Here is a 21,611-nt window from a genome sequence, read left to right on the forward strand (position 1 = left end):
GGCCTCGCCGGCCGGACCGGAAAGCACGGGTGAGGGGCGGCCCGTCCCCGGCCAGGCCGCCCCTCACGTGCGCGCGTGTGCGTCAGACCTTCAGTGTCCTGATCGACGTCGGGGCGTGCCCCGGCTCGGTCGCGGGTTCCTCGAACTCGGTGACGTTCCCTATGTCGTTGGTCGTCGACATGGAGATGTCGGTCACGCGTTCCAGGATCGCCTCGACGACGACCGGCACCCGGAACTCCGCCGCGAGCTTCTTGGCCTGTTCCAGGACCGCGCCCAGTTCGTCCGGGTCGGTCACCCGGATCGCCTTGCAGCCCAGTCCCTCGGCGACCTTGACGTGGTCGACGCCGTAGACGCCCAGCTCCGGGGCGTTGACGTTCTCGAACTCCAGCCTGACCTGGAAGTCGATGTCGAACGCCCGCTGCGCCTGCCGGATCAGGCCCAGGTAGGCGTTGTTCACCAGGACATGGACGTACGGGATCCTGTGCTGCGCCCCGACCGCCAGTTCCTCGATCATGAACTGGAAGTCGTAGTCGCCGGACAGGGCGACGACCTGCGCCTCGGGGTCGGCCTTCGCCACGCCGAGCGCGGCCGGGACGGTCCAGCCGAGCGGACCCGCCTGGCCGCAGTTGATCCAGTGCCGTGGCCGGTAGACGTGCAGCAGCTGCGCGCCGGCGATCTGTGAGAGGCCGATGGTGGAGACGTACCGCGTCTCGGGGCCGAAGGCCTTGTTCATCTCCTCGTAGACCCGCTGCGGTTTGATCGGGACGTCGTCGAAGTGCGTACGGCGCTGGAGGGTGGCGCGCTTCTCCTGCGCGGCGGCCGCCCAGGCGGAGCGGTCGGGCAGCCGGCCCTCGGCCTTCAGCTCCTTCGCCACCTCGACGAACAGCTCCAGCGCGGCGCGCGCGTCGGAGGCGATGCCGTAGTCGGGGGCGAAGATCCGGCCGATCTGGGTGGGTTCGACGTCGACGTGCACGAAGGTGCGGCCGGCCGTGTAGACGTCGAGTCTCCCGGTGTGGCGGTTGGCCCAGCGGTTGCCGATGCCGAGGACGAAGTCGGACTCCAGGAAGGTCGCGTTGCCGTAGCGGTGCGAGGTCTGCAGGCCGACCATGCCGGCGTTGAGTTCGTGGTCGTCGGGGATGACGCCCCAGCCCATCAGGGTCGGCACGACCGGGGTTCCGGTCGACTCGGCGAACTGGACGAGCAGTTCGGCCGCGTCGGCGTTGATGACACCGCCGCCCGCGACGATCAGCGGGCGTTCGGCGGCGTTCAGCATGCCGATCGCCTTCTCGATCTGGGCGCGGGACGCGGCGGGTTTGTAGACCGGGAGCGGTTCGTAGGTGTCCGGGTCGAACTCGATCTCCGTCAGCTGCACGTCGATCGGCAGGTCGATCAGGACGGGGCCGGGCCGTCCGGAGCGCATGAGGTGGAAGGCCTGCTGGAAGACGCCGGGGACCTGCGCGGCCTCCAGGACGGTCACCGCCATCTTGGTGACCGGCTTGGCTATGGAGGCGATGTCGACGGCCTGGAAGTCCTCCTTGTGGATCACGGCGGTCGGCGCCTGGCCGGTGATGCACAGGATCGGGACGGAGTCGCCGGTCGCGGAGTACAGGCCGGTGATCATGTCGGTGCCGGCCGGTCCGGAGGTGCCGACGCAGACCCCGATGTTGCCGGGGCGGGTACGGGTGTAGCCCTCGGCCATGTGCGAGGCGCCCTCGACGTGACGGGCGAGGGTGTGGGTGATGCCGCCGGAGGCCTTGAGTGCCGCGTAGAAGGGGTTGATCGCCGCGCCCGGGACACCGAACGCGTCGGTGACGCCCTCACGCCTGAGGATCTCAACTGCCGCGCGGGCAGCGGTCATTCGAGCCATCGAGTACTCCTGCTTCGGCTGTCGGATGCGTACTCCCGTCGCGCCCCGCGGCAGCACTTCCGTATAGTGGAAAATTTTTTCTGCTATCTGGAATGAATGTAGAGTGGGTGGTCGAAGCCGTCAAGAGAGGGGCAAGCGCCGGACACACGGCGGACCGGTGCAGGACGATGGGCACCGCCTCGAGAACACGGGAGTGGGACCATGCCCGAGAGCGTGCCGGTGCGCTGCCCCGCCTGTCGGCGCTCGCACCGCTACACGGCACCGTCGTATCCCTGCGCGTGCGGCGCGCCCGTCACGCCGCCGCTGGACCCGGACGGGGTGGCCGGCCCGGTCGGGCATCGCGCCTGGGACGAGGAGTGGGTCGCCGTGCGGTGCGGGCGCTGCGGGCTCCGTGGCGAGTGGCCGCGGCCTGAACTGGGGTGCCCGTGCGGGACGGTGCTGCTGATCCCGGTGGCCGGGCCACGGGCGTCCGTCCCGGCGGGGCGGCCCGAGGCCTCCACCGCCCGTTCCGCGCGGGAGGCGGACCGGGACGCGGTCACGGCCGCCGTGCTGCATCTGCGCCGGCTCGGCCACGAGGACGTCCGCCGCACCGGCCGGCGCTCCCCGTCCGGTGTCGGACTGGCGGGCCGTGGCGTCCTCGCCCGGGTCGGCCCGCCGGCACGCCCGGCGACTCCGCGGGACGTGGAGTGCCTGTGGCTGACGGCGATGACCGAGTCCGCCGTCTGCCTGTACTTCTCCGTCGCCGGTTACACCGAGGAGGCGCGGGCCCGCGCCGACGCGCTGGACGTCCCGCTGTTCCTGCTCGGCCCCACCGGCACCCCGCAGCCGGTGAACGGCCCCGCCGAGCACCTGGACGCCGACGGGACCTGAAAACCCGGCGACGCGCCCCCCACCGGCGGCCGATACTCGGCGGATGCGCATCCGTCCCGCCGAACCCGGTGAACTGCCCGCCCTCCAGGACATCGAACGGGCCGCCGGCACCCCGTTCCGCGACCTCGGCATGCCGGAGATCGCCGACGACGCCCCGCCCGCACCGGACGTGCTGGAGCACTACCGCCGGGCGGGCCGCTGCTGGGTGGCGGCCGACGGACAGGACCGGCCCGTGGCGTACTTGACCGCCGAACCCGTGGACGGCGCCCTCCACGTGGAGCAGGTCTCCGTCCACCCGGACGCCGCGCGCCGGGGCGTGGGCCGGGCGCTGCTCGACCACGCCGCCGCCCACGCCCGCGAGCAGGGCCTGACCGCGCTGACGCTGACCACGTTCGCCGGCGTCCCGTGGAACGCCCCGTACTACGCGCGCCTCGGCTTCCGCACGCTGGGCGAGCCCGAACTCACCCCGGGCCTGCGGCGGATCCGCGCCGAGGAGGCCGGGCACGGACTCGACCGGTGGCCGCGCGTGTGCATGCGCAGGGACGTTCCCCCGTACCCGCGGCACGAGTGCCGGACCGCCCGGACGACGATCAGGCCGGCGCGCGAGCAGGACCTCCCCGGTTTCCTCGGTCTGGCGGCCCAGGTCGAGCAGTGGTTCGGCCCGATGGTCGAGGAGCCGGGCTTCCACGACGCGGTGCGGGAGCACATCGCCGGCTCCCTGGCGCTCGTCGCCGAGTCCTCGGGACCGGACCTCCTCGGCGGACTGCTGTTCGGGGGTGAGGCGCCGACGTACCACGTGCACTGGCTCGTCGTCTCGCACCGGGCCCGGGGGAAGGGCGTCGGCGGCGCGCTGATGGCGGAGGCGACGCGCCGATGGGTGCGCGGGCCGGGTGACATCGAGGTGGTCACCTTCGGGGCCGACCACCCCGGTGCCGTCGCCGGCGGCGCCCGTGTCTTCTACGAGCGGCTCGGCTTCACCCCCGCCGAGGCCGCCGCTCCGGGTCCGGAGGGCGGCTCACGGCAGGTCTTCCGGCGGGCGGTCGGCCGGGAACCGCGCTAGCCCGCCGCGTACCGCTCCCGCGGTTCCACCTTGCGCACCTTCCCCGACACCGTCATCGGGAAGGTGTCGAGGAGCTGGAGCCGGCTCGGGATCTTGTAGTGGGCGAGGCGGTCCGCGCAGAAGGCGCGCGGTTCCTCCGGGGTGAGCGGGTCGGCCGGATCGCGCGGGACGACACAGGCGAGCACCTCCTCGCCGTACCGCTCGTGCGCGATCCCGACGACCTGGACGCGACCGCTTTCATCGCGGCCCACTCGGTGTCGTAGTCGCGCAGCACCTGTAGCGTAAAACCAAGCGACGCGACTCCACCGAACTCAGGACACTCCGGAGTCCCTACCGAACCCGGAACGGTTCAAAGTCCCGGTGGGCGGTGGCGTAGTCCTCGCGGTGTTCCAGCAGGAAGTCCCGGGCCCTGCGGAACGCCTCCGTCGCCGTCGTCATCTGCTCCTCCCCGTGCCGGACCATTGCCGGGCGGCTCTTCCCCATCGTGTAATCCGTGATGCGTGTCTCACCACCCCCGAACGGGGGTGTGCGCCGCGCGGAGGCCGTGGTGAAGGGGCGAACAGGTGACAGCTGACCCGATGAGGGCGGGCGACGCGGTGGAGATCCGCGGGGCGCCGGCCCGGCCGCGGCACGCGACCGGGCTGCCGGTCGCCTCCTTCGGCGGACTGGTGGAGCCCGGCCGGCGGCAGGTGCGCATCAGCGGGCCGAGCGGCACCGCGACGCCCGCGCCGAGCACGCTCGCGGTGACCTCGGGCAACGGTCTGGGCGGCAAGGCGGTGGCGCTCGCCCGGCCGTGCGCGGTGACGGACCACTCCGTCTCGCGGCGGATCAGCCACGAGTACGGCCTCCCGGCCGCCGCCGAGGGCCTGCACGCCGTCGTCGCCGTGCCCGTGGTCGTACGGCGCCGGGTGCGGGCGGTGCTCCACGGCGCCCTGCGCGCGGCGCACCCTCCCCCACTGCCCGAAAGGGCGTGGGGGAGGTTGGGGGTGACGGCCGAGACCGTCAAGGCGTATCCGCGGTCGGCGACGCGGAAGCCGGGGGTGCGGACCCGGGGGCAGGCCGTGGTCGCGGCCCGCCGGGCGGGGTGGTTGCCGTAGGTTTGCGGTGTTTTCCCGAAGCGGGTATTACCAGCGGTACAACTTTGGATTTCGCCGTCGTCCGGTCCGCTGTAATTTGCCTCACTACACGGTCCGTCCGGAATTAAGGAGCCTGTTGCCTAATATTGGCCAGGACACGCCACACGGAGGGGAGCGGTGACCGTGCGACGGGACTTCAAGGAGCCTGCCAGGAGCCGCCCCGACCTGGTCATAGGCCGGGAGGAGCTGTACTCCGAGGCGCGGGAGCAGCTCGCCCGTGGGGGCAGCGTGCTGCTGCACGGCCCCGCGGGAATAGGAAAGTCGACCGTGCTGCGGGCACTCGCGGCGGAAAACACCGGTGCGACGGGGACGGTGTTGCGCTGCTCCGCCACGGAGTCCGAATCCCATCTTCCGTTCCTGGCGCTGGCCGATCTGTTCGGTCTGGTCCTCGACAGGGTGTCCGCCCGGCTGCCCGCCGCCCAGCGCACCGCCCTGGAGTCGGCGCTCACCGGGCGCGGCGAGTCCACCCTCCAGCGGGACGGGCTCGCGCTGCGCCTCGCGGTGCTGTCCATGCTGCGGGCGCTGGCCGCCGAGGGACCGGTCCTCATCGTCGCCGACGACCTCCAGTGGCTGGATTCCGCCAGTGCCGAACTCCTCGGCTTCGCCGCGCGGCGGCTCGGCGACAGCCCGGTGCGGATGCTGTGCGCGGTGCGCACGGACGGCGAGGAGTACGACCGTCATCTGCGCGCCTGCCCGCCGGACACGCTCGCGGTGCGGCTGGGCCCGTTCTCCCGGACCCAGGTGTCCGCGCTCCTCGACCACCGCGGCTACACCGCCCTGTCCCGCTCCACGGCCCGGGACATCCACCGCACCAGCGGCGGCAACCCGCTGTTCGCCCTCGAACTGGGCCGCGCCCTCGCCGAGAGCCCCACCCGGCCCAGACCGGGCGAGCCGCTGCCGGTGCCGACCTCGCTGCGGGCCCTGGTGCTGAGCCGCCTGGAGATGCTGTCGGACGAGGCGCGCCGCACCCTGCTGGTGGCCAGCGCGGGCGCCCGCCCCACCCTGGCGCTGCTGCACGCGGCCGGCCGGGAGAACGCCGAGGCGGAGACGGCGCAGGCCGCCGCGCTGGGGCTGCTGGCGACGGACCACGAGGAGCCGGCGCTGCGGTTCGCGCATCCGCTGATCTCGGCCGCCCTGTACGCGGAGGCCCCGGCGCGGGAGCGGCGGGCCGTGCACACGGCGCTGTCCACGGCGGCCTCCGACCCCATCGAGCGGGCCCGGCACCTGGCGCTGGCCGCCACCGGCCCCGACCCGGAGGTGGCGGCCCGGCTCGCCGAGGCCGCCGCGCTGGCCCGGGACCGGGGGGCGCCCTCGGTCGCGGCCTCGCTCGGGCTGCTCGCCGCCCGGCACACCCCGGCCGACGGTGGTCCCGGCCCCGACGAGCGGCGGCTCCAGGCCGCCGAGGACGCGATCACCGCAGGCGAGGTCGACCTGGCCCGGGACATAGCGCGCGAGGTGCTGACCCGGGCGACGGTGCCGGCGGAGCGGGTGCGGGCCTGGATGGTGGTCATCGAGGCGGCCGGGCAGGCACTCGGCGAGGTCGACGCCGTGTTCCCGCAGGTGCTGGCCGACGCCGGCGACGACCCCCGGCTGCTGGCCCTGGTCCACTACCAGCTCGCCTGGCGGGAGGTGGTGGTGGACGGCGACTTCGCCAAGTCCCGCCAGGAGGCCGCGCACGCCGCGGAGCTGGCCGCGCGGGGCGGGGACCGGCGCACCGAGCTGATGGCGCTGGCCTTCCAGTCGTCCACCGAGACCCTGATGGGTCACCCCGACGCCCCCGCGACCATCCGGCGGGCGCTCCAGGAGCCCCAGGACCCCGACGTGGCCTGCCACCACAACGGCGCCGCGATGGCGAGGTTCCGCTGGCTGCTGATGAGCGACCAGCTGCCGGAGGCCCGTACGGCCATCACGGCGCTGCTGCGGGAGGCGCGGCGGCGCGGCATGGTGGAGAGCGAGGTGCACTTCTCGCGGCTGCTCGCCGACACCGAACTGCGTTTCGGGCACTGCGGCCGGGCCCTGGACCTGGCCCGCGAGAGCCTGCGGCTGGCCCGGGACTCCGGGATCGGCGAGAGCGCCTCGGCCATGCTCGCCTCGCTCGCGGAGGCGTCGGGCGGGGACGTGGAGCGGGCGCTGACGCTGGCCCGCGAGGCGGCGGACCACGCCGAGGTGGACGGCGACCAGTTGTACCTCTCCCTCGCCCTGGCCGCCCTCGGTTACGCCCAGTTGGTGGCGGGGGACGCGCAGGCCGCGGTCCGTTCGCTGCGCCGGGTGCGGGAGCTGGAGCACGGCATGGGCGTCAGCGACCCGGCGCGGGGCCGCTGGCAGGGTGACCTCGCCGAGGCGCTGGTGCGGATCGGCGAGCCCGGCGAGGCGCAGGAACTCATCGACGTCACCCGTGTGCACGCGCTGCGCCTGAACCGCGCGAGTGTCCTCGCGGTGCTCGACCGCGCCGAGGCGCTGGTGCGCGCGGCACGCGGTGAACACCAGGCGGCGCACGCACAGTTGGCGTCGGCGCAGGAGCGGCTCGCCAGGCTGGGGTACGGCCTGGAGGAGGCGCGGGCCGCCTTCGCGCTGGCCCGGCTGCGCGGGCGGGGTCCGGCTCCGGCGGTGTACGACGAGGCCGCCCGGCTGTTCCGGCGCTGCCGCGCGCTGCCGTGGCTGCGCCAGGTGGAGCGGGCCGTGGCCGCCGGTCCCACGGAGCCGGAGACCGTGCCCGCCGCCGCGCCGGGCGCCCTGGACGGGCTGGCCGCGATGGAACGGCAGGTCGCCGCGCTGGTGATGGAGGGCGCCACCAACCGGGAGATCGCCGGGCGCCTGTTCATCAGCGTCAAGACCGTCGAGGCGACCCTCACCCGGGTCTACCGCAAGCTGGGCATCCGCTCACGGGTCGACATCGTCCGTCTGGCGGCGGGCCGTCGCACGAAGTAGCACCGGGGCAACCGAGGGTTTTCCCTGCCCCAACTCCCCTAGGGGGTTCCCTCATTGGGGCGATCGCGCTCCGGGCCGTAGCGTAACGGCGTGCCGCTCGCCGGGCACACGGGGGCCTGTCCCGAGGCCCCCGTGCTCGACCCCCACCCCGCGCGACCCCCCACCGGCAACCCGTGAGGAGACCCATGTTCGGGCTCACCCGTGCCAAGAAGGCCGCCGCCGTCGTCGCGGCCACCGCCGCCGCCGCCGCGACGGCGCTGATCGCCGCCCCCTCCGCCGTCGCCGCCCCGCAGCCGATCGTCGGCGGTACGACGACCACGACGTCCGCGTACCCGTTCATGATGCAGATCACCGACGCCTCGCAGAACCAGTTCTGCGGCGGCACCCTGGTCTCGCCCACCAAGGTGGTCACGGCCGCGCACTGCATGGTCGGCGAGACCACGAACAGCGTGCGTGTGGTCGGCGGGCGCACCTACCTCAACGGCACCAACGGCACGGTCGCCAGGGTCAGCAGGATATGGGTCCACCCGAGCTACAGAAGCGTCACCCGGGGCGACGACGTGGCCGTGCTGACCCTGTCGACGTCGATGCCGTACACCACGGCGCCCTACGTGTCCTCCTCCGACACCTCGGTGTACGCGGCCGGCACGACCGCCCGCATCATCGGCTGGGGCACCACCTCCTCCGGCGGCAGCTCCTCCAACCAGCTGCGCACCGCGACCGTGCCGACCGTCTCCGACACCAGCTGCCGCGGCTCCTACGGCGGCCGGTACGTGCAGAGCGACATGGTGTGCGCCGGCTACTCCTCCGGCGGCGTGGACACCTGCCAGGGCGACAGCGGCGGACCGCTGCTGATCGGCGGCCGGCTGGCGGGGATCACCTCCTGGGGCGACGGCTGTGCGGCGGCCGGCTACCCGGGCGTCTACACCCGGCTGACCACGTTCTCCGCGGACGTGACGGCACAGGTCAACGGGTGACGGACACCCCCGTGAACTCCTGAGTACCCCTCAGGTGACAGACCAGGGGGCGTTGCGAGCTTCCACGAGCAGCCCGCAACGCCCCCTCTCCATACCCGCGTTCACCCCCGTACGGTCCCGAAGCGGATGTCGTACGCCGTCCCCGGGTGCATCACGTGCAGCATCCGCTCCCCCTCCGCGACGACCTCTTCCCGCCGTTGCCCGTCGAGCCGGCCGAACGGCTCGATGACGAGGGCGTGTTCGTCCAGCCGCCACAGCCCCGCCAGGAACCCGTCGACGAGGAGGGCGCGGTGGGCGATGTTGCCCTGCCAGTGGCGGCCCCGGTACTCGGGCGGTACGACGCGGGTGCGGTCGGCGTGGGAGAGGAGCAGGTTGTCGAACTCGGGCAGGAAGCGGGGCGGGGCGGGGGTGTCCGGGTCGGGACGGGGCGCGTCCGGGAGGTCGAAGAGCTCGACGCCGGTTTCGTCGCGGAAGGTGACGAGGTCCGGACGGAGGCGTTCGAAGGCCTCGCGCAGCCTGGTCAGTCCGGCCCAGGTCTGCATGTCCTTCACGGAGGCCGGTCCGAAGGCGGCGAGGTAGCGCAGCACGGTGGCGTCCGGCGCCGGCGCGGGCTCGGCGGGCCTGCCCAGCCAGTGCTCGGCGGTGGTGAGCGTGACCTGGCCGCTGCGGCCCCACAGTCCGCGCGGGGTGATCTGCACGAGGGGGAGCCGGCAGCGGGCGGCGACGGAGAGGGACTGCGGGTCGGCGTCGGGCCACTCCTTCAGCAGGGCCTCGCGCAGCTGCTTCATGGTGCACGGTTCGGCCTCGACGAGTTCCCGGGCGAGTGCGGCGAGCCGGTCCAGGTCGACGCCCGTGAGCCCCTTGCGGAACTGGGTCAGCTCGCGGTCGCGGGCGGGCTGCACCAGGGGCCGCAGGGTGAGGCAGTCGCGGGCGGTGTGGGTGTGGATGGTCGAGCGCACGGTGACGATGCGGGCGACCGCGCGGCCGGCCATCGGCCGGGACAGCGCCTCGGGCGTGAACCCGTCGAGGCGGGCGGCGAGCGCGTAGTAGGGCGGCTTGACGTTCTGCGCCTGGAGACCGACGAGATGCCCGACCGCGTCCTCGGCGGACATCGGTGAGCGGCGCAGCAGCAGTTGCCGTGCGAGGGTGGCCCGGTTCAGCGCCCGTGTGCCGAGCGTCCGCTTCGTCGTCGTCATGCCCGCACGCTAGCGGCCATCGCGGTCGGATCCTGTCCTCGACGGCCGCCGGCGTGCGGTGCTGATTGCCTCCCGCCGGAGCGGGGCACTCGTGCGCACTGTGTACGGACGAGAGCGTTCGGGACCGCGAAGGGTCCTGCTGACCGGGTGGTTCAGCTTCCGCGACGGGGAGGCGACCGCCGGGGACGTGCTGGCGCTGCGCCGCGTGGAGGAGGTGCTGCGGGGCGCCGGGATGGCGTACGACGTCGTGTGGAGCCCCGGTTTCCGGCCGGAGGCGCTGCACTTCGACGGTGTACGGCCCGGCGACTACTCGCACCTGGTGTTCGTGTGCGGGCCGCTGCACGGGCCGCAGGTCGAGGAGTTGCACCGGCGCTTCGCGCACTGTGTGCGGATCGCCGTGGGGACGTCGGTGATCGACCCGGGCGGCGCGGCCGTGACCGGCTTCCACCGTGTGCTGGCGCGGGACGCCCCCGGCAGCGAGCCGTCCGAGGACCTGGCGGCCCGTGCCCCGGCGGTGTCCGCGCGGCCCGTGGTCGGGGTGGTCCTCACCCACGGGCAGCGGGAGTACGGGGAGCAGCGGCGGCACGGGCAGGTCGCGGAGCGGGTGACGCGCTGGCTGGCCGGGAAGGACTGTGCCCGGCTGGAACTGGAGACCCGGCTGGACACCCGTGACTGGCATCTGAGCGCGACACCGGCGCAGGTGCAGTCGGTGCTGGCCCGGCTCGACCTCGTCGTCACCGACCGGCTGCACGGGCTGGTGCTGGCGCTGCGGGTCGGCACGCCGGTGCTGGCGGTGGACCCGGTGGCCGGCGGCGCCAAGGTGAGCGCGCAGGCCAGGGCCTGCGGCTGGCCCGCGCTGCTCGCCGCCGAGCAGGTGGACGCGCGTCGGCTGGAGCGGTGGTGGGGCTGGTGTCTGACCTCGGGCCGGGTGGCCGCCCGGCAGCTGCGGGACGTGTTCCGCGAGGGGCGGGTGCCGGACGGGGCGGACCGGCTGGTGGAGGTGCTGGCGTCGCGCGCCGGCGCCGGTTAGGCGGGGCGGCTCCCGCGCACCACGGCCCGCCCGCCTTCGGTGGTGGGCGGGCCGTGGTGCGGCTCAGCCGGTGTAGCGGCGGGCCGTGGAGGTGCGTTGGGTGGATTCCAGGAGGCGTAGGCGGGACTCGACCTCGTACGGCAGGACCCGGCGTTCGCGCAGGACCCAGGGCAGGGCGGCGGCGGCCTCGGCGAAGGCGCGCAGGGAGGCGGTGTCGCGGGGGACGGTGCGGGCCAGGTCCAGCGTGCGGCGCAGGGCGGGGCGGGCCGGGCGGCGCAGCCAGGTGAACCACAGGGTGTTGCGGATGCCGTGCGTCCGGCGCAGGGTGGCGTCCCGCGCGGCCGACGCCCGGTGGTGGATCGTCAGGTGATCGGCGTAGGTGAGCCACCAGCCGTCGGCCGCCAGGTCGGCGGCCAGCAGCTCCTCCTCGCCGCCGAGCCAGAGGCGCGGGTTGAAGCCGCCCGCGGTGCGGAAGGCGCCGGTGCGCAGGACGGTCGCGGCGGCCAGGAAGGAGCCGAGGGCCGGGCCGGGCAGCCAGCGCGGGCCGGGGACGGGCGATTCACGCAGTTCGCGGACGATCGGGTCGTCGGTGCCGTCCGGTTCGACGATGATCCGCGCCGTGACCGAGCCGAGCGCGGGGTGCCGGTCCAGCAGGTCGGCGGCACCGGCGAGGGAGCCGGGCGACCACCAGGAGTCGTCGTCGCAGAAGGCGACGTACGGCGTACGGACGTCCCGTACGGCGAGATTGCGGCCGACGGCGCCGAGGTTGCGGCCGGGGCGCAGCAGCCGGACGTCCGGGTGACGGCGGGCGACGGCCTCCGCGGTGCCGTCGGTGGAACCGTTGTCGGTGACGGTCACCGGCGGTTCCTCGGGGAGGGCGGCGAGTTCGGCGAGGGTGCGCAGCAGTTCGGGGCGCCGGTTGTGGGTGATGACGACGACGGTCGTACGGGGGTCGGTCATGCGGTCGTCCTCTCCGGCTCCAGCAGGCGGGCGGCCCGTTCCACGTGCGGGGGCAGCGGCCTGCGCTCGCGCAGGGCCGCCGGCAGGCGGGTGAGGATCTCCCGCAGGGCGCGCCGGGCCTGGTCGTCGCCGCGCGCCTCGGCCGCGAGGGCCCCGGTGCGGGCGAGGGCATAGGGGACGGGGCGGCGCAGCCAGGCGGTCAGGACCGCGTTGCGGCGCTGGAGCGCCGGGCGGCGGGGGCGGGCCGTGGGGGCCGGGTGGTGGTGGGCGACGACGTCGGGGCAGTGGGTGACGCCCCAGCCGCGCGCGGCCAGGTCGTAGGCGAGCAGGGTCTCCTCGCCGCCGAAGAACAGCAGCCGGTGGAAGCCGCCCGCGTCGAGGTAGGCGTGCCGGCGGACGACGGCACCGCAGGCGAGGAAGCCGAGCACCTGGGTGCCGGGGAGATCGGAGGCCGGACCGAGGGGGGAGCCGGCGAGGACGTCGTTGAGCGGGTCGGGGTCGGCGGCCGGGCCGACGAGGGTACGGGCGGCGATCAGGCCGAGCCGGGGGTGGGCGTCGAACAGCTCGGCCGCCCGGCCGAGGGCACCGGGCGCCCACCAGGAGTCGTCGTCGCTGAACGCCACGTACGGGGTGTCGAGGGCGCGGGCCCCGTGGTTGCGGGCGAGAGCGCCGTGGTTGACGGGCAGCGCCAGCACCCGCACCCCGGGGAAGTCCCGGGCGATCATGGCGCGGGTGCCGTCGGTGGAGGCGTTGTCGACGACGAGGATCTCGGGCCGCTCGGGCAGGGAGCGCAGCTGCCGGAGGGTGACGGCGAGCCGGTCGCGGCGGTCACGGGTGGCGATGACGACGCCGAGCCGCGGGTGATCGGTCATGGTGCGTGCTCCCTTCCGCCGGCCGGCCCCGCACCGGGGACGGTCCCCGGCCGCAACCGTCCGCGGTCCGCGGGCCGCGGACGGGACGGTCGACGCGCGCCCCCTTCCGCAAGCGGACCGCCGGCCGGCCGCGCACGTCCGTGATCCGCGGACGGGGCGGTCATGGTGCGGCCCCCCGTGTCGAGGGCCGGTCGCCGGGCAGTCGGTCGAGGGCGTGCAGGACCTCGGTGGGGGTGATGCGGAGGAGGGCCGGGTCGGGGTGCCGGCCGTGGGGGTCGCCCTTCGGGCCGTGCCACAGGGAGAGGTGGCGGGGGTGTGCGGGCGGCCCCCACCGGGTGGGCGGGACGGGGCCGAAGAGGGTGACCGTCGGGGTGGCGTGGGCGACCGCCAGATGGGCGATGCCGGTGTCGCCGCTGACGACGGCGCGGGCGCCGGCGACGAGCGCGGAGAGCCGGTCGAAGGGCAGGCCGCCGGCGAAGACGTCGGTGTCGGGCAGCCGGGCCTCCTTGGCGAGCCGCGCCACCAGGTCGTCCTCGTCCGCTCCCCCGGTGACCACCACCCGCAGCCCGCGCCCGCGCAGGACCCCCGCGACGGCCGCGTACCGCTCCACGGGCCAGCATCGCGCGGGCGCTCCCGCGCCGGGGTGCAGGACGACCGCGCCGGGCGCGGGGGACGCGGCGTGCGGGCGGGGCAGCAGCAGGTCGGCGGGGTCGGCGTCGACGCCGTACGAGCGCAGCAGCCGGCACCAGCGGTCCCGTTCGTGTTCGTCCGCGTACCAGGGCGGGCCCTCGATCTCCGGGGTCTCCGGGTGCGCGAACGCGAACAGCCGCAGGGGGCGCAGGTCCTGCAGCAGGCGGTGGCTGGGTGGCCCGTTGCCGTGCAGGTCCACGGCGACGTCCGGGGGCGGGCCGGTCCAGTCGAGGGCGCGGGGTACGGCCCGTCCGGGCGCGGCGGCGGGCAGTACCCGGTCCACCGCTCCCGTGGCCCCGGCGGCCGGCTCGAGCCCGGCGGGCGCCGCCAGCACGAGTTCGTGCTCGGGGAACCCCCGCCGCAGCGCCCGCAGCGCGGGAACCCCGGCGAGCAGGTCACCGAGCCCGAGGGCCCGCAGGACCAGGAGCCGTGGCCGCTGTGTGCGCGTCCGTGCGCGCGTCCCCTTCATCACGGGGCCTTCGGCGGCACGGGCCGGCGGGCCGGTGGAGGAGCGGCCGTTCAGGTGCGGCAGGAGGGGCGCCCCGGGCGGGTCGGTGGCGGCGTGGTCGCCGCCCTTGACCCGGACACCGGGGCGCAGGCCGGACAGGAGGTGTTCGGGGGTGTCCTCGTCGAGGACCGCGACGACGTCGAGCGCGGCGAGCGGGCTCGCGTGTGCGGACACCAAGGCGGTCCTCATCGGGTCACCTCCTTCAGCAGCCGCTCCCAGTCGTCCAGGAAGCGGGGCAGCCCGTAGCGGGCGAGTGCCGCCGCGCGGGCGCGCTCACCGGTGCGGCGGGCGTGCGCCGGGTCGGCGACGAAGTCCCGCACGGCGTCGGTCAGTACGTCGACGCGGTTGGACACCACACCGGCGCCGGACGGTACGGCCTCGGTGACCTCGGTGGTGGCGAGGGCGACGACGGGCATGCCGAGGTGCATGGCCTCCAGCAGGGACAGGCCGAGGGAGGTCCAGCGCACGGGGTGGACGTAGACCCGGCGGCGGGCCAGCGCCCCGTGCAGTTCCGCCTGGGTCAGTTCGTACGAGCGGCAGCGGTCGCCGGGCAGGCCGAGGTGGCCGGCCAGGCCCTCGGTGCGCATGCCGAACACGTCGAGGGGCGCGGCGTCGGCGAAGGCCGGCAGCAGGTCGGTGCCGGTGGTACGGCCTCGCCGCACCGGCTCGTTGACGACGACGGCGGCGTGCGGGAGTTCGCCGGTCCACAGCGGTCCGGGGTCGACGATGCCGTGTTCGACGACGGTGGCGGGGGCGCCCCGGTCGTCCCACATCAGGCGGTTGAAGTGGGTGACGTGGACGAGGGTGACGCCGGGGATGTCCGCGGCGGGGTGGCGGGTGTCGGGCACGTCGCCGTGCGGGGCGTTGTGCTCCAGGTAGACCAGCGGCGGGCGGCGGCCCAGCCACTGGTCCACCAGGGCGAGTTCGTGCGGCCGTTGCAGGACGACGACGTCGATGTCCTCCTCACGGAGGCGTTCCGGGGGCACCTCGACGACCGAGTCGGGCCAGTCGAAGGTGCGGGCGCGGCCGAGTCCGTCGGGTCCGCGGTCCGGGGTGACGGGGACGACGTAGGTGTGCGGGCCCCGCACGAAGGCCGTGGTCCACGACCCGTGCACATGCCACAGCAGGATCCTCATGTCACCTCCACGAGCTTGTCGACCGCCGCGACGACGTCGAGCGCGGTCACGGTGTCCAGGCAGGGATGGCCGGGTACGGGGCAGCTCCGGGCGCGGGTCCCGGCGCAGGGTGCGTCCTGGTCGCCGAGCAGCACGTACGGCACCCCGTACGGCCGCCAGCGCTCGGCGGGGACGACCGGCGCGAACAGGGACACCACCGGGGTGTCGACGGCGGCGGCGAGGTGGGCGGGGCCGGTGTTGCCGGTGACCACGCAGGCGGCCCCGGCGAGCACTCCGGCGAGTTCGGCGGCTCCGGTACGGCCGCCCAGGTCGACGGCCCGGCCGCCGGCGACGTACGCGGTCAGGTCCCGTTCCCCCGCGCCGCCGGTGACGACCACCCGGCGTCCGGCGGCGGCGAGTTCGCGCACCGCCTGCGCGCAGCGGTCGGGGCTCCAGGCGCGGGCGGGGACGCTGGCGCCCGGGTGGACGACGACGTACTCCCCTTCCCCGAAGCCGGTCAGCGCGCCGGTCGCGGGCGGCGGGAGCACCCGCAGCCGTCCGTCGTCGACCCGGGGGAAACCGGCGGCCTCGGCGAGTTCGAGCGCGGCCTCGGCCTCGTGGGCGTGGGGGGCGCGGTGGTGGCGTACGTCGAGGAGGGAGCCGGGGTGGTCCTCGCTGTCGGCGGCGATGAAGCGGACGCCGGCCAGCCGCAGCAGCAGGGCGGTGGGCAGCGGGGACTGGTGGAAGGAGGTGAGGATCAGCGCGCTGTCGGCGTCGACGGCGTCGACGAGGCCGTCGATCTCCTCCCGGCTGACAGCGGGCGGCTGGAACCCGGTCCACGGCGAGTCCCAGACGAGCACCTCGTCCACGCCGGGCAACAGCCGCGCGGCGGGTGCCCCGTGCGGCCCGCACAGCAGGGTCACGGTGTCGGCCCGCGCGGCGACGGCCCGCACGGCGGGCCCGGCGAGCAGCACGTCGCCGAAGCTGTCGAGCCGGGTGACGAGGGCTTTCACACGGACCTCCCCCGCGGCACGCGCTCCGCGCCGGGGCCGGCCGGGGGCGCCGGCACGTCACGGGCGGGGCCGGCCGGCCGGCGGACACCGGCGGACGCCGAGCCGGCCGGGGCCCCCCGCTCGCCGGAAGCGGGGCCGGCCGGGCGGCCTTCCGCGTCCGTCCCGGCGGCGGCCGGGGTGTCGGCCTCGTCCGTCCCGGCGGCGGCCGGAGTGTCGGCCTCGTCCGTCCCGGCGGCGGCCGGGGTGTCGGCCTCGTCCGTCCCGGCGGCGGCCGGGGTGTCGGCCTCGTCCGTCCCGGCGGCGGCCGGGGTGTCGGCCTCGTCCGGGCCCGCGCTCCCCGGCGGCGCTTCCTCGGCCGGGCCGTGGGGCGGTGGGGAGGCCGCGGGCCCGTCCCACGGTGGGGTGTTCAGGAGCAGGTGTACCGCTGTCATGAGGTCCGGGGCCACGTGGGGGGCCGCGGAGGTTTCCTCGGGGCGGGTTTCCGGGGTGGGGACGAGGAGGGCGTGGGCGCCGGCGCGGTGTGCGGCCTCCACGTCGGCGCCGATGTCGCCGATGACGACGCAGTCGGCCGGGTTCGTGCAGACGCGGCCGGCGGCCCAGAGGATCATGCCCGGCCGGGGTTTGCGGCAGTGGCAGCCGTCGTCGGGGCCGTGCGGGCACATGGCCCAGACGTCGAAGGGGCCGAGGAGTTCCTCGACGCGCCGGTTGACGCGGCGGGCGTCGGCCGCGGTGAGCAGTCCGCGCGCGATGCCGGACTGGTTGGTGACGACACCGGTGCGGACGCCGCGTGCGCGCAGCGCGTCGAGCGCCTCGCGGGCGCCGTCGACGGGCCGTACCAGGCCGGGGTCGGCGTTGTAGGGGACGTCGTGGACCAGCGTGCCGTCGCGGTCGAACAGCACCGCCTTCACCGGGCTCATCGGACCACCTCCTGCCAGGCCGGGGCGTCGCGGTGGCGCCAGGCCCCGGCCAGCCGGTGCCAGGTCGCGGCGGGCGGGATGACGACGCTGGTGGCCAGCACGGTGGTCACCTCGTCGCGGGTGCGCGGGCCCGGCACGATGCGGGCGCGGGCGAACTCGGCGGTTCCGGCGGCCCAGCCGAGCGCGCAGGCGGTGGCGGCCCGGCGGTGCCCGGCGGCGGCGAGGGCGCAGGCGGCGGCACCGGCGGCGGTGATCGCGGCGTGCCGGCGGAACCGGCCGCGCGGCGCGACCGCCTTGTCCCACCAGTCGGGGCCGTGCAGCCGCCGCATCAGGGCGTCGTCGGCGTTGCCGCGCTGCTGCCCCACCGACGCCCAGCGGGACGCGGGGCGCACCGGGTGCAGCGTGGTGCGGCGGCCCTTGCGGATGCGCCAGCCGGCGTCGAGGAGGCGCAGCGCGAGGTCGGCGTCCTCGCGGAAGGCGCGGGGGAAGCGTTCGTCGAAGCCGCCGACCTCCCTGAGGGCCTCGGTGCGGTAGGCCATGTCGGCGGTGGTCCAGCGGGCCCGGGTGAGTCCGGCGGTGCCGCGTTCCCAGTCGGTGGGACGGCGTTCGCCGGGCAGCGGCACGGTGATGACGCCCTGGACGCCGGCGGTGTCGGGGGGCGCCTCCCCGAGGTCCTGGACGAGCTGCGCGCACCAGTGCGGCCCCACCTGGACGTCGTCGTCGAGGAAGGCGACCCAGGGCGCGGTGACGGCGCGCAGCCCGGCGTTGCGTGCGGCGGCGGGCCCCCGGCCGCCGGTGACGACGGTGGTGGTGCGTTCGCGCAGGTCGCCGAGGACGGTCAGCGCGTGGGCGAGCGCGTCGGGCGCGGGATCGGGGTCGGGCCGGTCGTCGACGAGGACGATCTCGTCGGGGTGCGGCCCGCGCGCCGCGGCCAGCGCGGCGAGACAGTCGGCGAGGGTGTCCCGCAGCAGGGTGGGGACCACGACGGCGTACGACGTCATCCGGACGCCCTCCCCCCGCGCACCGCGCGGGGCCCGGTCGCGAGCAGGCCGACGGGGGCGGAGCCGAGGCGCTCCAGGGCGTCGCGCGGGTCGTCGGCCAGGGGCCGGCCCGCGGTGTCGGGGCCGGTGACGGGCGGTCCGGTGCGCCGTTCGAAGCCGCGCGGCATCCGCGCGACCAGGGGCTCCTGTCCCTCGTCGGCGGCCTGGACGCGGGCGGTGCCGTCGACGTGGACGACGGCCGGGACGCGGTCGCGCCGCTCCGTCGCCGCGTCGCGCACGAGGAGCGTGTACGGGCCGGGCGGCGGGCGTTCGCCGTGCTCGCGCCGGCTGAAGCGCTCCTCCTCGGCCGCCGCCACCGTCCGGCCGCCGACGGGCAGTGCGGCGGCCGGGACGTGGAACAGGGCGTCGGTACCGGGGATGCGCATGTGAAGGGTGCTCCGTCCCTGCGAGAAGTGAGCACTGCGGGGGTGCGGGTGCCGCACCCGCAGTTGTCTCAAACACATGGAGACAACTCGAACCGTTCTGCACGAGTACGCACCTGTATGCACCACCGTCGGGCGGCGGGCAACCGCGCGGGCCGGGACGGGTGAGGCGGCTCAGGCGGCCACGGACCGCGAGAACCGGCCGACGGCGGGTCCAGGCCCTCGCTCCGGCCGGTCCCGGGCCGGCGGCCCGGTCGCTCACGGGCCGGCGCCGGGCGGGGCCGTCCACGGGGCGGATCCGGGAGCCGGACCCGGTGAGCTCGACGACGCGGCGGGCGGGCTCCGGCGCGGGGCCCTCCTCGCTCCCGTCGTCCGTGTCGGCGCGAGTGCCCCGGTGACGACCCTCACACTCCCCCACCGCTCCACGCGAGGGCACGCAAAACGGACTATACATATCGCGTATAGACGATGTGTACAGTCCGGCCATGCCTTCTCCGACCAGGAAGACGAAAAGACCGGGGACCGCGTTCCGGACGATGGCGGCCGTGATCGCGGCCGCGGCTCTGACGCCGGCGCTGAGCGGCTGTACGCGACTGGAGACGACCGCCCCCAGCGCCGTCCGCGCCACCGACGTCCAGGCCCGCTTCGGCACCGTCGACTGCCGCGAGGTCAAGTGCATCGCACTCACCTTCGACGCGGGACCCAGCGAGCATTCCGCCCGGCTGCTGGACGTCCTGGAGGAGGAACAGGTCCCGGCGACCTTTTTCCTGCTGGGCAGGCGGCACATCGAGAAGTACCCGGAGCTGGTCCGGCGGATGGCCGGCGAGGGACACGAGGTGGCCAACCACACCTGGACCCACCGCCGTCTGACGGAGCTGGAACCGGACGAGATACGCGAGGAGCTCCGGCGCACCGACGAGGAGATAGAACGCCTCACCGGCCGCCGTCCCACCCTCATGCGCCCCCCGCAGGGCCGCACCGACGACACGGTGCACGACATCAGCCGCGAACTGGGCCTGTCGGAGGTGCTGTGGAGCGTCACCGCGAAGGACTACACGACCACCGACTCCGACCTCATCACCCGCCGCGTCCTCGCCAAGGCCTCACGCGACGGCATCATCCTGCTCCACGACCTCTACGACGGCACGGTCCCGGCCGTCCCCGGCATCATCGCCGAGCTGAAGAAGCGGGGCTATGTGTTCGTCACGGTCCCCCAGCTCCTCGCCCCGGGGAAGGCGGAGCCGGGCGAGGTGTACCGGTAGTACCGGGAGCCGGGGACTGGGCCGGGCGGGTGACGCGTACCCGGACGTGCCGATGAGCGGGCGGGATTCCCTAGGATCCCCCCGTGGCCACCTTCCAGCTCCAGCGCACGGCGCCCCTGTCCCTCGACGAGGCCTGGCGCCGACTCACGACATGGCCCCGCCACGGGGAGGCGGTCCCGCTCACCCGGATGACGGTGACCACTCCCCCGCCCACCGGCGAGGGCACGAGGATCGTCGCCCGCACGGGCATCGGCCCGCTCTCCTTCGACGACCCGATGGACGTGACGGTGTGGCAGCCCCCGCGGGACGACTCCCCGGGGTTCTGCCGCCTGGAGAAGCGCGGCCGGGTCGTCACCGGCTGGGCGGAGATCGAGGTGCGGCCGGGGCCGGGCGGCCGGGCGCGGGTGGTGTGGCGGGAGGACATCGGCGTCCGCTTCCTGCCCTCCGCCTTCGAGGCGGTACTGGCACGGGCGGGCCGCCGGTTGTTCGGGCGGGCGGTGAACCGGCTGCTGCGGCAGGCGTGACGGCTCCGGGGCGCTCAGGCCACCGACCCGATCCGGCCCGCCGGTCCGGACGCGCCGTCGTGGTGGATCGGGGTGTGGGCGCCGGTGAGGGGCACGCCGCTGCCGCCGCGCCGGTCGGCGACGATCTCCGCCGCGATGGACAGCGCCGTCTCCTCCGGGGTGCGGGCGCCCAGGTCCAGGCCGATCGGTGACCGGAGGCGGGCCAGTTCGAGGTCGGTCACGCCGACCTCGCGCAGGCGGGCGTCGCGGTCCAGGTGGGTGCGGCGGGAGCCCATGGCGCCGACGTACGCCACCGGCAGCCGCAGCGCCAGCTTCAGCAGCGGTACGTCGAACTTCGCGTCGTGGGTCAGGACGCACAGCACCGTGCGCGCGTCGACGGACGTGCGCTCCAGGTACTCGTGCGGCCACTCGACGACGATCTCGTCGGCCTCGGGGAAGCGGGCCTTCGTGGCGAAGACGGGGCGTGCGTCGCACACCGTGACGTGGTGGCCGAGGAACTTGCCCACCCGGACCAGTGCCGCGGCGAAGTCGATCGCGCCGAAGACGATCATCCGGGGCGGGGGCACGGAGGACTCGACCAGCAGCGTGAGCGGTGCTCCGCGACGCGAGCCCCGCTCTCCGATCTCCAGGGTGCCGGTGCGGCCGGCGTCCAGGAGGGCGCCCGCCTCGGCGGCCACCGTACGGTCCAGTTCCGGACGGTCGCCGAAGCCGCCCTCGTACGAGCCGTCCGGGCGGACCGTCAGCGCGCGGCCCAGCAGCTCCGCCGGGCCGCTCACGATCCGCGCCACCGCCACCGCCTCCCCGCGCGCGGCGGCGGCCAGCGCGGACGCGAGCACCGGGCGGGCGGGGTCCGCCGCCCGTACCGGTGTGACCAGGATGTCGATGACCCCGCCGCAGGTCAGACCCACGGCGAAGGCGTCCTCGTCGCTGTAGCCGAAGCGCTCCAGGACGGTGTCACCGTCCCTCAGCGCCCGCTCGCACAGCTCGTACACCGCGCCCTCCACACAACCGCCCGAGACCGAGCCGAGCACCGTGCCGTCGGCGTCCACCGCGAGCGCGGCTCCGGGCAGGCGGGGCGCGCTGCCGCCGACCGCCACCACGGTGGCCACCGCGAAGTCACGGCCCTGCCCGACCCACCGGTCCAGTTCCTCGGCGACGTCCAGCATCTCTCGCTCTCCTCGACTGCGGTTGCGTGACAGGTGCCCGCGAACGGCGGCCGGCGCACGCCCGGCCGGCTCTCGATCGGGAGGTGCCCCCACCGCC

Annotated in this window: 18 protein-coding genes and 3 pseudogenes; 9 read left to right on the forward strand and 12 right to left on the reverse strand. The window is 75.3% G+C overall.

Translation table 11 applies throughout. The features are described 5' to 3' along the window. Positions 1-82 precede the first annotated feature (82 nt). Entirely contained in the window at positions 83-1,867 is a 1,785-nt protein-coding gene (gene gcl, locus ACIA6T_RS31705) for a glyoxylate carboligase (protein WP_399449962.1), read from the reverse strand. 201 nt (positions 1,868-2,068) lie between these two features. Between gcl and ACIA6T_RS31710 the strand changes: the two genes are divergently transcribed. The 3 genes and pseudogenes from ACIA6T_RS31710 to ACIA6T_RS31720 all read left to right on the forward strand — a co-directional run bounded on the left by ACIA6T_RS31710 (position 2,069) and on the right by ACIA6T_RS31720 (position 3,797). Then, complete coding sequence (locus tag ACIA6T_RS31710) at positions 2,069-2,737, forward strand: hypothetical protein (RefSeq protein WP_399449963.1); 669 nt, start codon at positions 2,069-2,071, stop codon at positions 2,735-2,737. Between the two features lie 130 nt (positions 2,738-2,867). Beyond that, positions 2,868-3,152 (forward strand): annotated as a pseudogene (locus tag ACIA6T_RS31715) (GNAT family N-acetyltransferase); the annotation flags it as partial. 117 nt (positions 3,153-3,269) lie between these two features. Further along, on the forward strand, positions 3,270-3,797 hold the full coding sequence (locus ACIA6T_RS31720; RefSeq protein ID WP_399450009.1) for a GNAT family N-acetyltransferase: 528 nt from the start codon (positions 3,270-3,272) through the stop codon (positions 3,795-3,797). Here ACIA6T_RS31720 and ACIA6T_RS31725 read toward each other — a convergent pair. Next, a pseudogene (locus ACIA6T_RS31725) lies at positions 3,794-4,024 on the reverse strand (AMP-binding protein); the annotation flags it as partial. The gene ACIA6T_RS31720 and the pseudogene ACIA6T_RS31725 overlap by 4 nt on opposite strands. Positions 4,025-4,375: 351 nt before the next feature. Here ACIA6T_RS31725 and ACIA6T_RS31730 point away from each other — a divergent pair. From ACIA6T_RS31730 to ACIA6T_RS31740, 3 genes are all read left to right on the forward strand, one after another. After that, the gene (locus ACIA6T_RS31730; protein ID WP_399450010.1) at positions 4,376-4,894 is read left to right on the forward strand and encodes a hypothetical protein; all 519 of its coding nucleotides are present in this window, start codon (positions 4,376-4,378) and stop codon (positions 4,892-4,894) included. 156 nt (positions 4,895-5,050) lie between these two features. After that, complete coding sequence (locus tag ACIA6T_RS31735; RefSeq protein WP_399449964.1) at positions 5,051-7,861, forward strand: AAA family ATPase; 2,811 nt, start codon at positions 5,051-5,053, stop codon at positions 7,859-7,861. A gap of 185 nt (positions 7,862-8,046) precedes the next feature. Continuing rightward, the gene (locus ACIA6T_RS31740) at positions 8,047-8,838 is read left to right on the forward strand and encodes a S1 family peptidase (RefSeq protein WP_399449965.1); all 792 of its coding nucleotides are present in this window, start codon (positions 8,047-8,049) and stop codon (positions 8,836-8,838) included. A gap of 101 nt (positions 8,839-8,939) precedes the next feature. Here ACIA6T_RS31740 and ACIA6T_RS31745 read toward each other — a convergent pair whose 3' ends face one another. Beyond that, positions 8,940-10,034: a winged helix DNA-binding domain-containing protein gene (locus tag ACIA6T_RS31745; protein ID WP_399449966.1), complete on the reverse strand. Its 1,095-nt coding sequence runs from the start codon at positions 10,032-10,034 to the stop codon at positions 8,940-8,942. 100 nt (positions 10,035-10,134) lie between these two features. Between ACIA6T_RS31745 and ACIA6T_RS31750 the strand changes: the two genes are divergently transcribed. Further along, complete coding sequence (locus tag ACIA6T_RS31750; protein WP_399450011.1) at positions 10,135-11,064, forward strand: polysaccharide pyruvyl transferase family protein; 930 nt, start codon at positions 10,135-10,137, stop codon at positions 11,062-11,064. 63 nt (positions 11,065-11,127) lie between these two features. Here ACIA6T_RS31750 and ACIA6T_RS31755 read toward each other — a convergent pair whose 3' ends face one another. From ACIA6T_RS31755 to ACIA6T_RS31790, 8 genes and pseudogenes are all read right to left on the reverse strand, one after another. Then, positions 11,128-12,024 carry a glycosyltransferase family 2 protein gene (locus ACIA6T_RS31755; RefSeq protein ID WP_399449967.1) on the reverse strand — a complete coding sequence of 299 codons (897 nt, stop codon included), beginning with the start codon at positions 12,022-12,024 and terminating at the stop codon, positions 11,128-11,130. Next, positions 12,021-12,896: a glycosyltransferase family 2 protein gene (locus ACIA6T_RS31760; RefSeq protein ID WP_399449968.1), complete on the reverse strand. Its 876-nt coding sequence runs from the start codon at positions 12,894-12,896 to the stop codon at positions 12,021-12,023. Before ACIA6T_RS31760 ends, ACIA6T_RS31755 begins: the two co-directional genes overlap by 4 nt. Positions 12,897-13,056: 160 nt before the next feature. Continuing rightward, entirely contained in the window at positions 13,057-14,055 is a 999-nt protein-coding gene (locus tag ACIA6T_RS31765) for a glycosyltransferase family 9 protein (protein ID WP_399450012.1), read from the reverse strand. Between the two features lie 224 nt (positions 14,056-14,279). Beyond that, on the reverse strand, positions 14,280-15,230 hold the full coding sequence (locus ACIA6T_RS31770; protein WP_399449969.1) for a glycosyltransferase: 951 nt from the start codon (positions 15,228-15,230) through the stop codon (positions 14,280-14,282). After that, the gene (locus tag ACIA6T_RS31775) at positions 15,227-16,222 is read right to left on the reverse strand and encodes a glycosyltransferase family 9 protein (RefSeq protein ID WP_399449970.1); all 996 of its coding nucleotides are present in this window, start codon (positions 16,220-16,222) and stop codon (positions 15,227-15,229) included. The genes ACIA6T_RS31770 and ACIA6T_RS31775 overlap by 4 nt, the downstream gene beginning before the upstream one ends. Beyond that, a complete protein-coding gene (locus ACIA6T_RS31780; protein WP_399449971.1) occupies positions 16,219-17,139 on the reverse strand; it encodes an HAD-IIIA family hydrolase in 921 nt (306 codons plus the stop codon). Before ACIA6T_RS31780 ends, ACIA6T_RS31775 begins: the two co-directional genes overlap by 4 nt. Further along, positions 17,136-18,140, reverse strand: a complete 1,005-nt coding sequence (locus ACIA6T_RS31785; protein ID WP_399449972.1) for a glycosyltransferase family 2 protein — start codon at positions 18,138-18,140, stop codon at positions 17,136-17,138. The genes ACIA6T_RS31780 and ACIA6T_RS31785 overlap by 4 nt, the downstream gene beginning before the upstream one ends. Continuing rightward, positions 18,137-18,445, reverse strand: a pseudogene (locus ACIA6T_RS31790) (carbamoyltransferase C-terminal domain-containing protein); the annotation flags it as partial. The pseudogene ACIA6T_RS31790 and the gene ACIA6T_RS31785, both read right to left, overlap by 4 nt. A gap of 602 nt (positions 18,446-19,047) precedes the next feature. Between ACIA6T_RS31790 and ACIA6T_RS31795 the strand changes: the two are divergent. Both ACIA6T_RS31795 and ACIA6T_RS31800 read left to right on the forward strand, forming a co-directional pair. Further along, complete coding sequence (locus tag ACIA6T_RS31795; RefSeq protein ID WP_399449974.1) at positions 19,048-19,824, forward strand: polysaccharide deacetylase family protein; 777 nt, start codon at positions 19,048-19,050, stop codon at positions 19,822-19,824. 83 nt (positions 19,825-19,907) lie between these two features. Then, positions 19,908-20,348, forward strand: a complete 441-nt coding sequence (locus ACIA6T_RS31800) for an SRPBCC family protein (RefSeq protein WP_399449975.1) — start codon at positions 19,908-19,910, stop codon at positions 20,346-20,348. A 14-nt stretch (positions 20,349-20,362) separates the two neighbouring features. Here the strand turns inward: ACIA6T_RS31800 and ACIA6T_RS31805 are convergent, their stop codons facing one another. Further along, positions 20,363-21,514 carry an XdhC family protein gene (locus ACIA6T_RS31805; protein WP_399449976.1) on the reverse strand — a complete coding sequence of 384 codons (1,152 nt, stop codon included), beginning with the start codon at positions 21,512-21,514 and terminating at the stop codon, positions 20,363-20,365. Positions 21,515-21,611 lie beyond the last annotated feature (97 nt).

The organism is Streptomyces sp. NPDC051740 (assembly GCF_044453165.1).
GTDB lineage: Bacteria > Actinomycetota > Actinomycetes > Streptomycetales > Streptomycetaceae > Streptomyces > Streptomyces atrovirens.

What these genes read in the sequence shown, in the direction of transcription:
- ACIA6T_RS31710 (WP_399449963.1), top strand. Translation starts at nt 2,069, where the DNA reads ATGCCCGAGAGCGTGCCGGTGCGCTGCCCCGCCTGTCGGCGCTCGCAC.
- ACIA6T_RS31785 (WP_399449972.1), bottom strand. Translation starts at nt 18,140, where the DNA reads ATGACGTCGTACGCCGTCGTGGTCCCCACCCTGCTGCGGGACACCCTC.
- ACIA6T_RS31745 (WP_399449966.1), bottom strand. Translation starts at nt 10,034, where the DNA reads ATGACGACGACGAAGCGGACGCTCGGCACACGGGCGCTGAACCGGGCC.
- ACIA6T_RS31720 (WP_399450009.1), top strand. Translation starts at nt 3,270, where the DNA reads ATGCGCAGGGACGTTCCCCCGTACCCGCGGCACGAGTGCCGGACCGCC.
- ACIA6T_RS31740 (WP_399449965.1), top strand. Translation starts at nt 8,047, where the DNA reads ATGTTCGGGCTCACCCGTGCCAAGAAGGCCGCCGCCGTCGTCGCGGCC.
- gcl (WP_399449962.1), bottom strand. Translation starts at nt 1,867, where the DNA reads ATGGCTCGAATGACCGCTGCCCGCGCGGCAGTTGAGATCCTCAGGCGT.
- ACIA6T_RS31780 (WP_399449971.1), bottom strand. Translation starts at nt 17,139, where the DNA reads ATGAGCCCGGTGAAGGCGGTGCTGTTCGACCGCGACGGCACGCTGGTC.
- ACIA6T_RS31765 (WP_399450012.1), bottom strand. Translation starts at nt 14,055, where the DNA reads ATGAAGGGGACGCGCGCACGGACGCGCACACAGCGGCCACGGCTCCTG.
- ACIA6T_RS31795 (WP_399449974.1), top strand. Translation starts at nt 19,048, where the DNA reads ATGCCTTCTCCGACCAGGAAGACGAAAAGACCGGGGACCGCGTTCCGG.
- ACIA6T_RS31730 (WP_399450010.1), top strand. Translation starts at nt 4,376, where the DNA reads ATGAGGGCGGGCGACGCGGTGGAGATCCGCGGGGCGCCGGCCCGGCCG.
- ACIA6T_RS31805 (WP_399449976.1), bottom strand. Translation starts at nt 21,514, where the DNA reads ATGCTGGACGTCGCCGAGGAACTGGACCGGTGGGTCGGGCAGGGCCGT.
- ACIA6T_RS31755 (WP_399449967.1), bottom strand. Translation starts at nt 12,024, where the DNA reads ATGACCGACCCCCGTACGACCGTCGTCGTCATCACCCACAACCGGCGC.
- ACIA6T_RS31760 (WP_399449968.1), bottom strand. Translation starts at nt 12,896, where the DNA reads ATGACCGATCACCCGCGGCTCGGCGTCGTCATCGCCACCCGTGACCGC.
- ACIA6T_RS31770 (WP_399449969.1), bottom strand. Translation starts at nt 15,230, where the DNA reads ATGAGGATCCTGCTGTGGCATGTGCACGGGTCGTGGACCACGGCCTTC.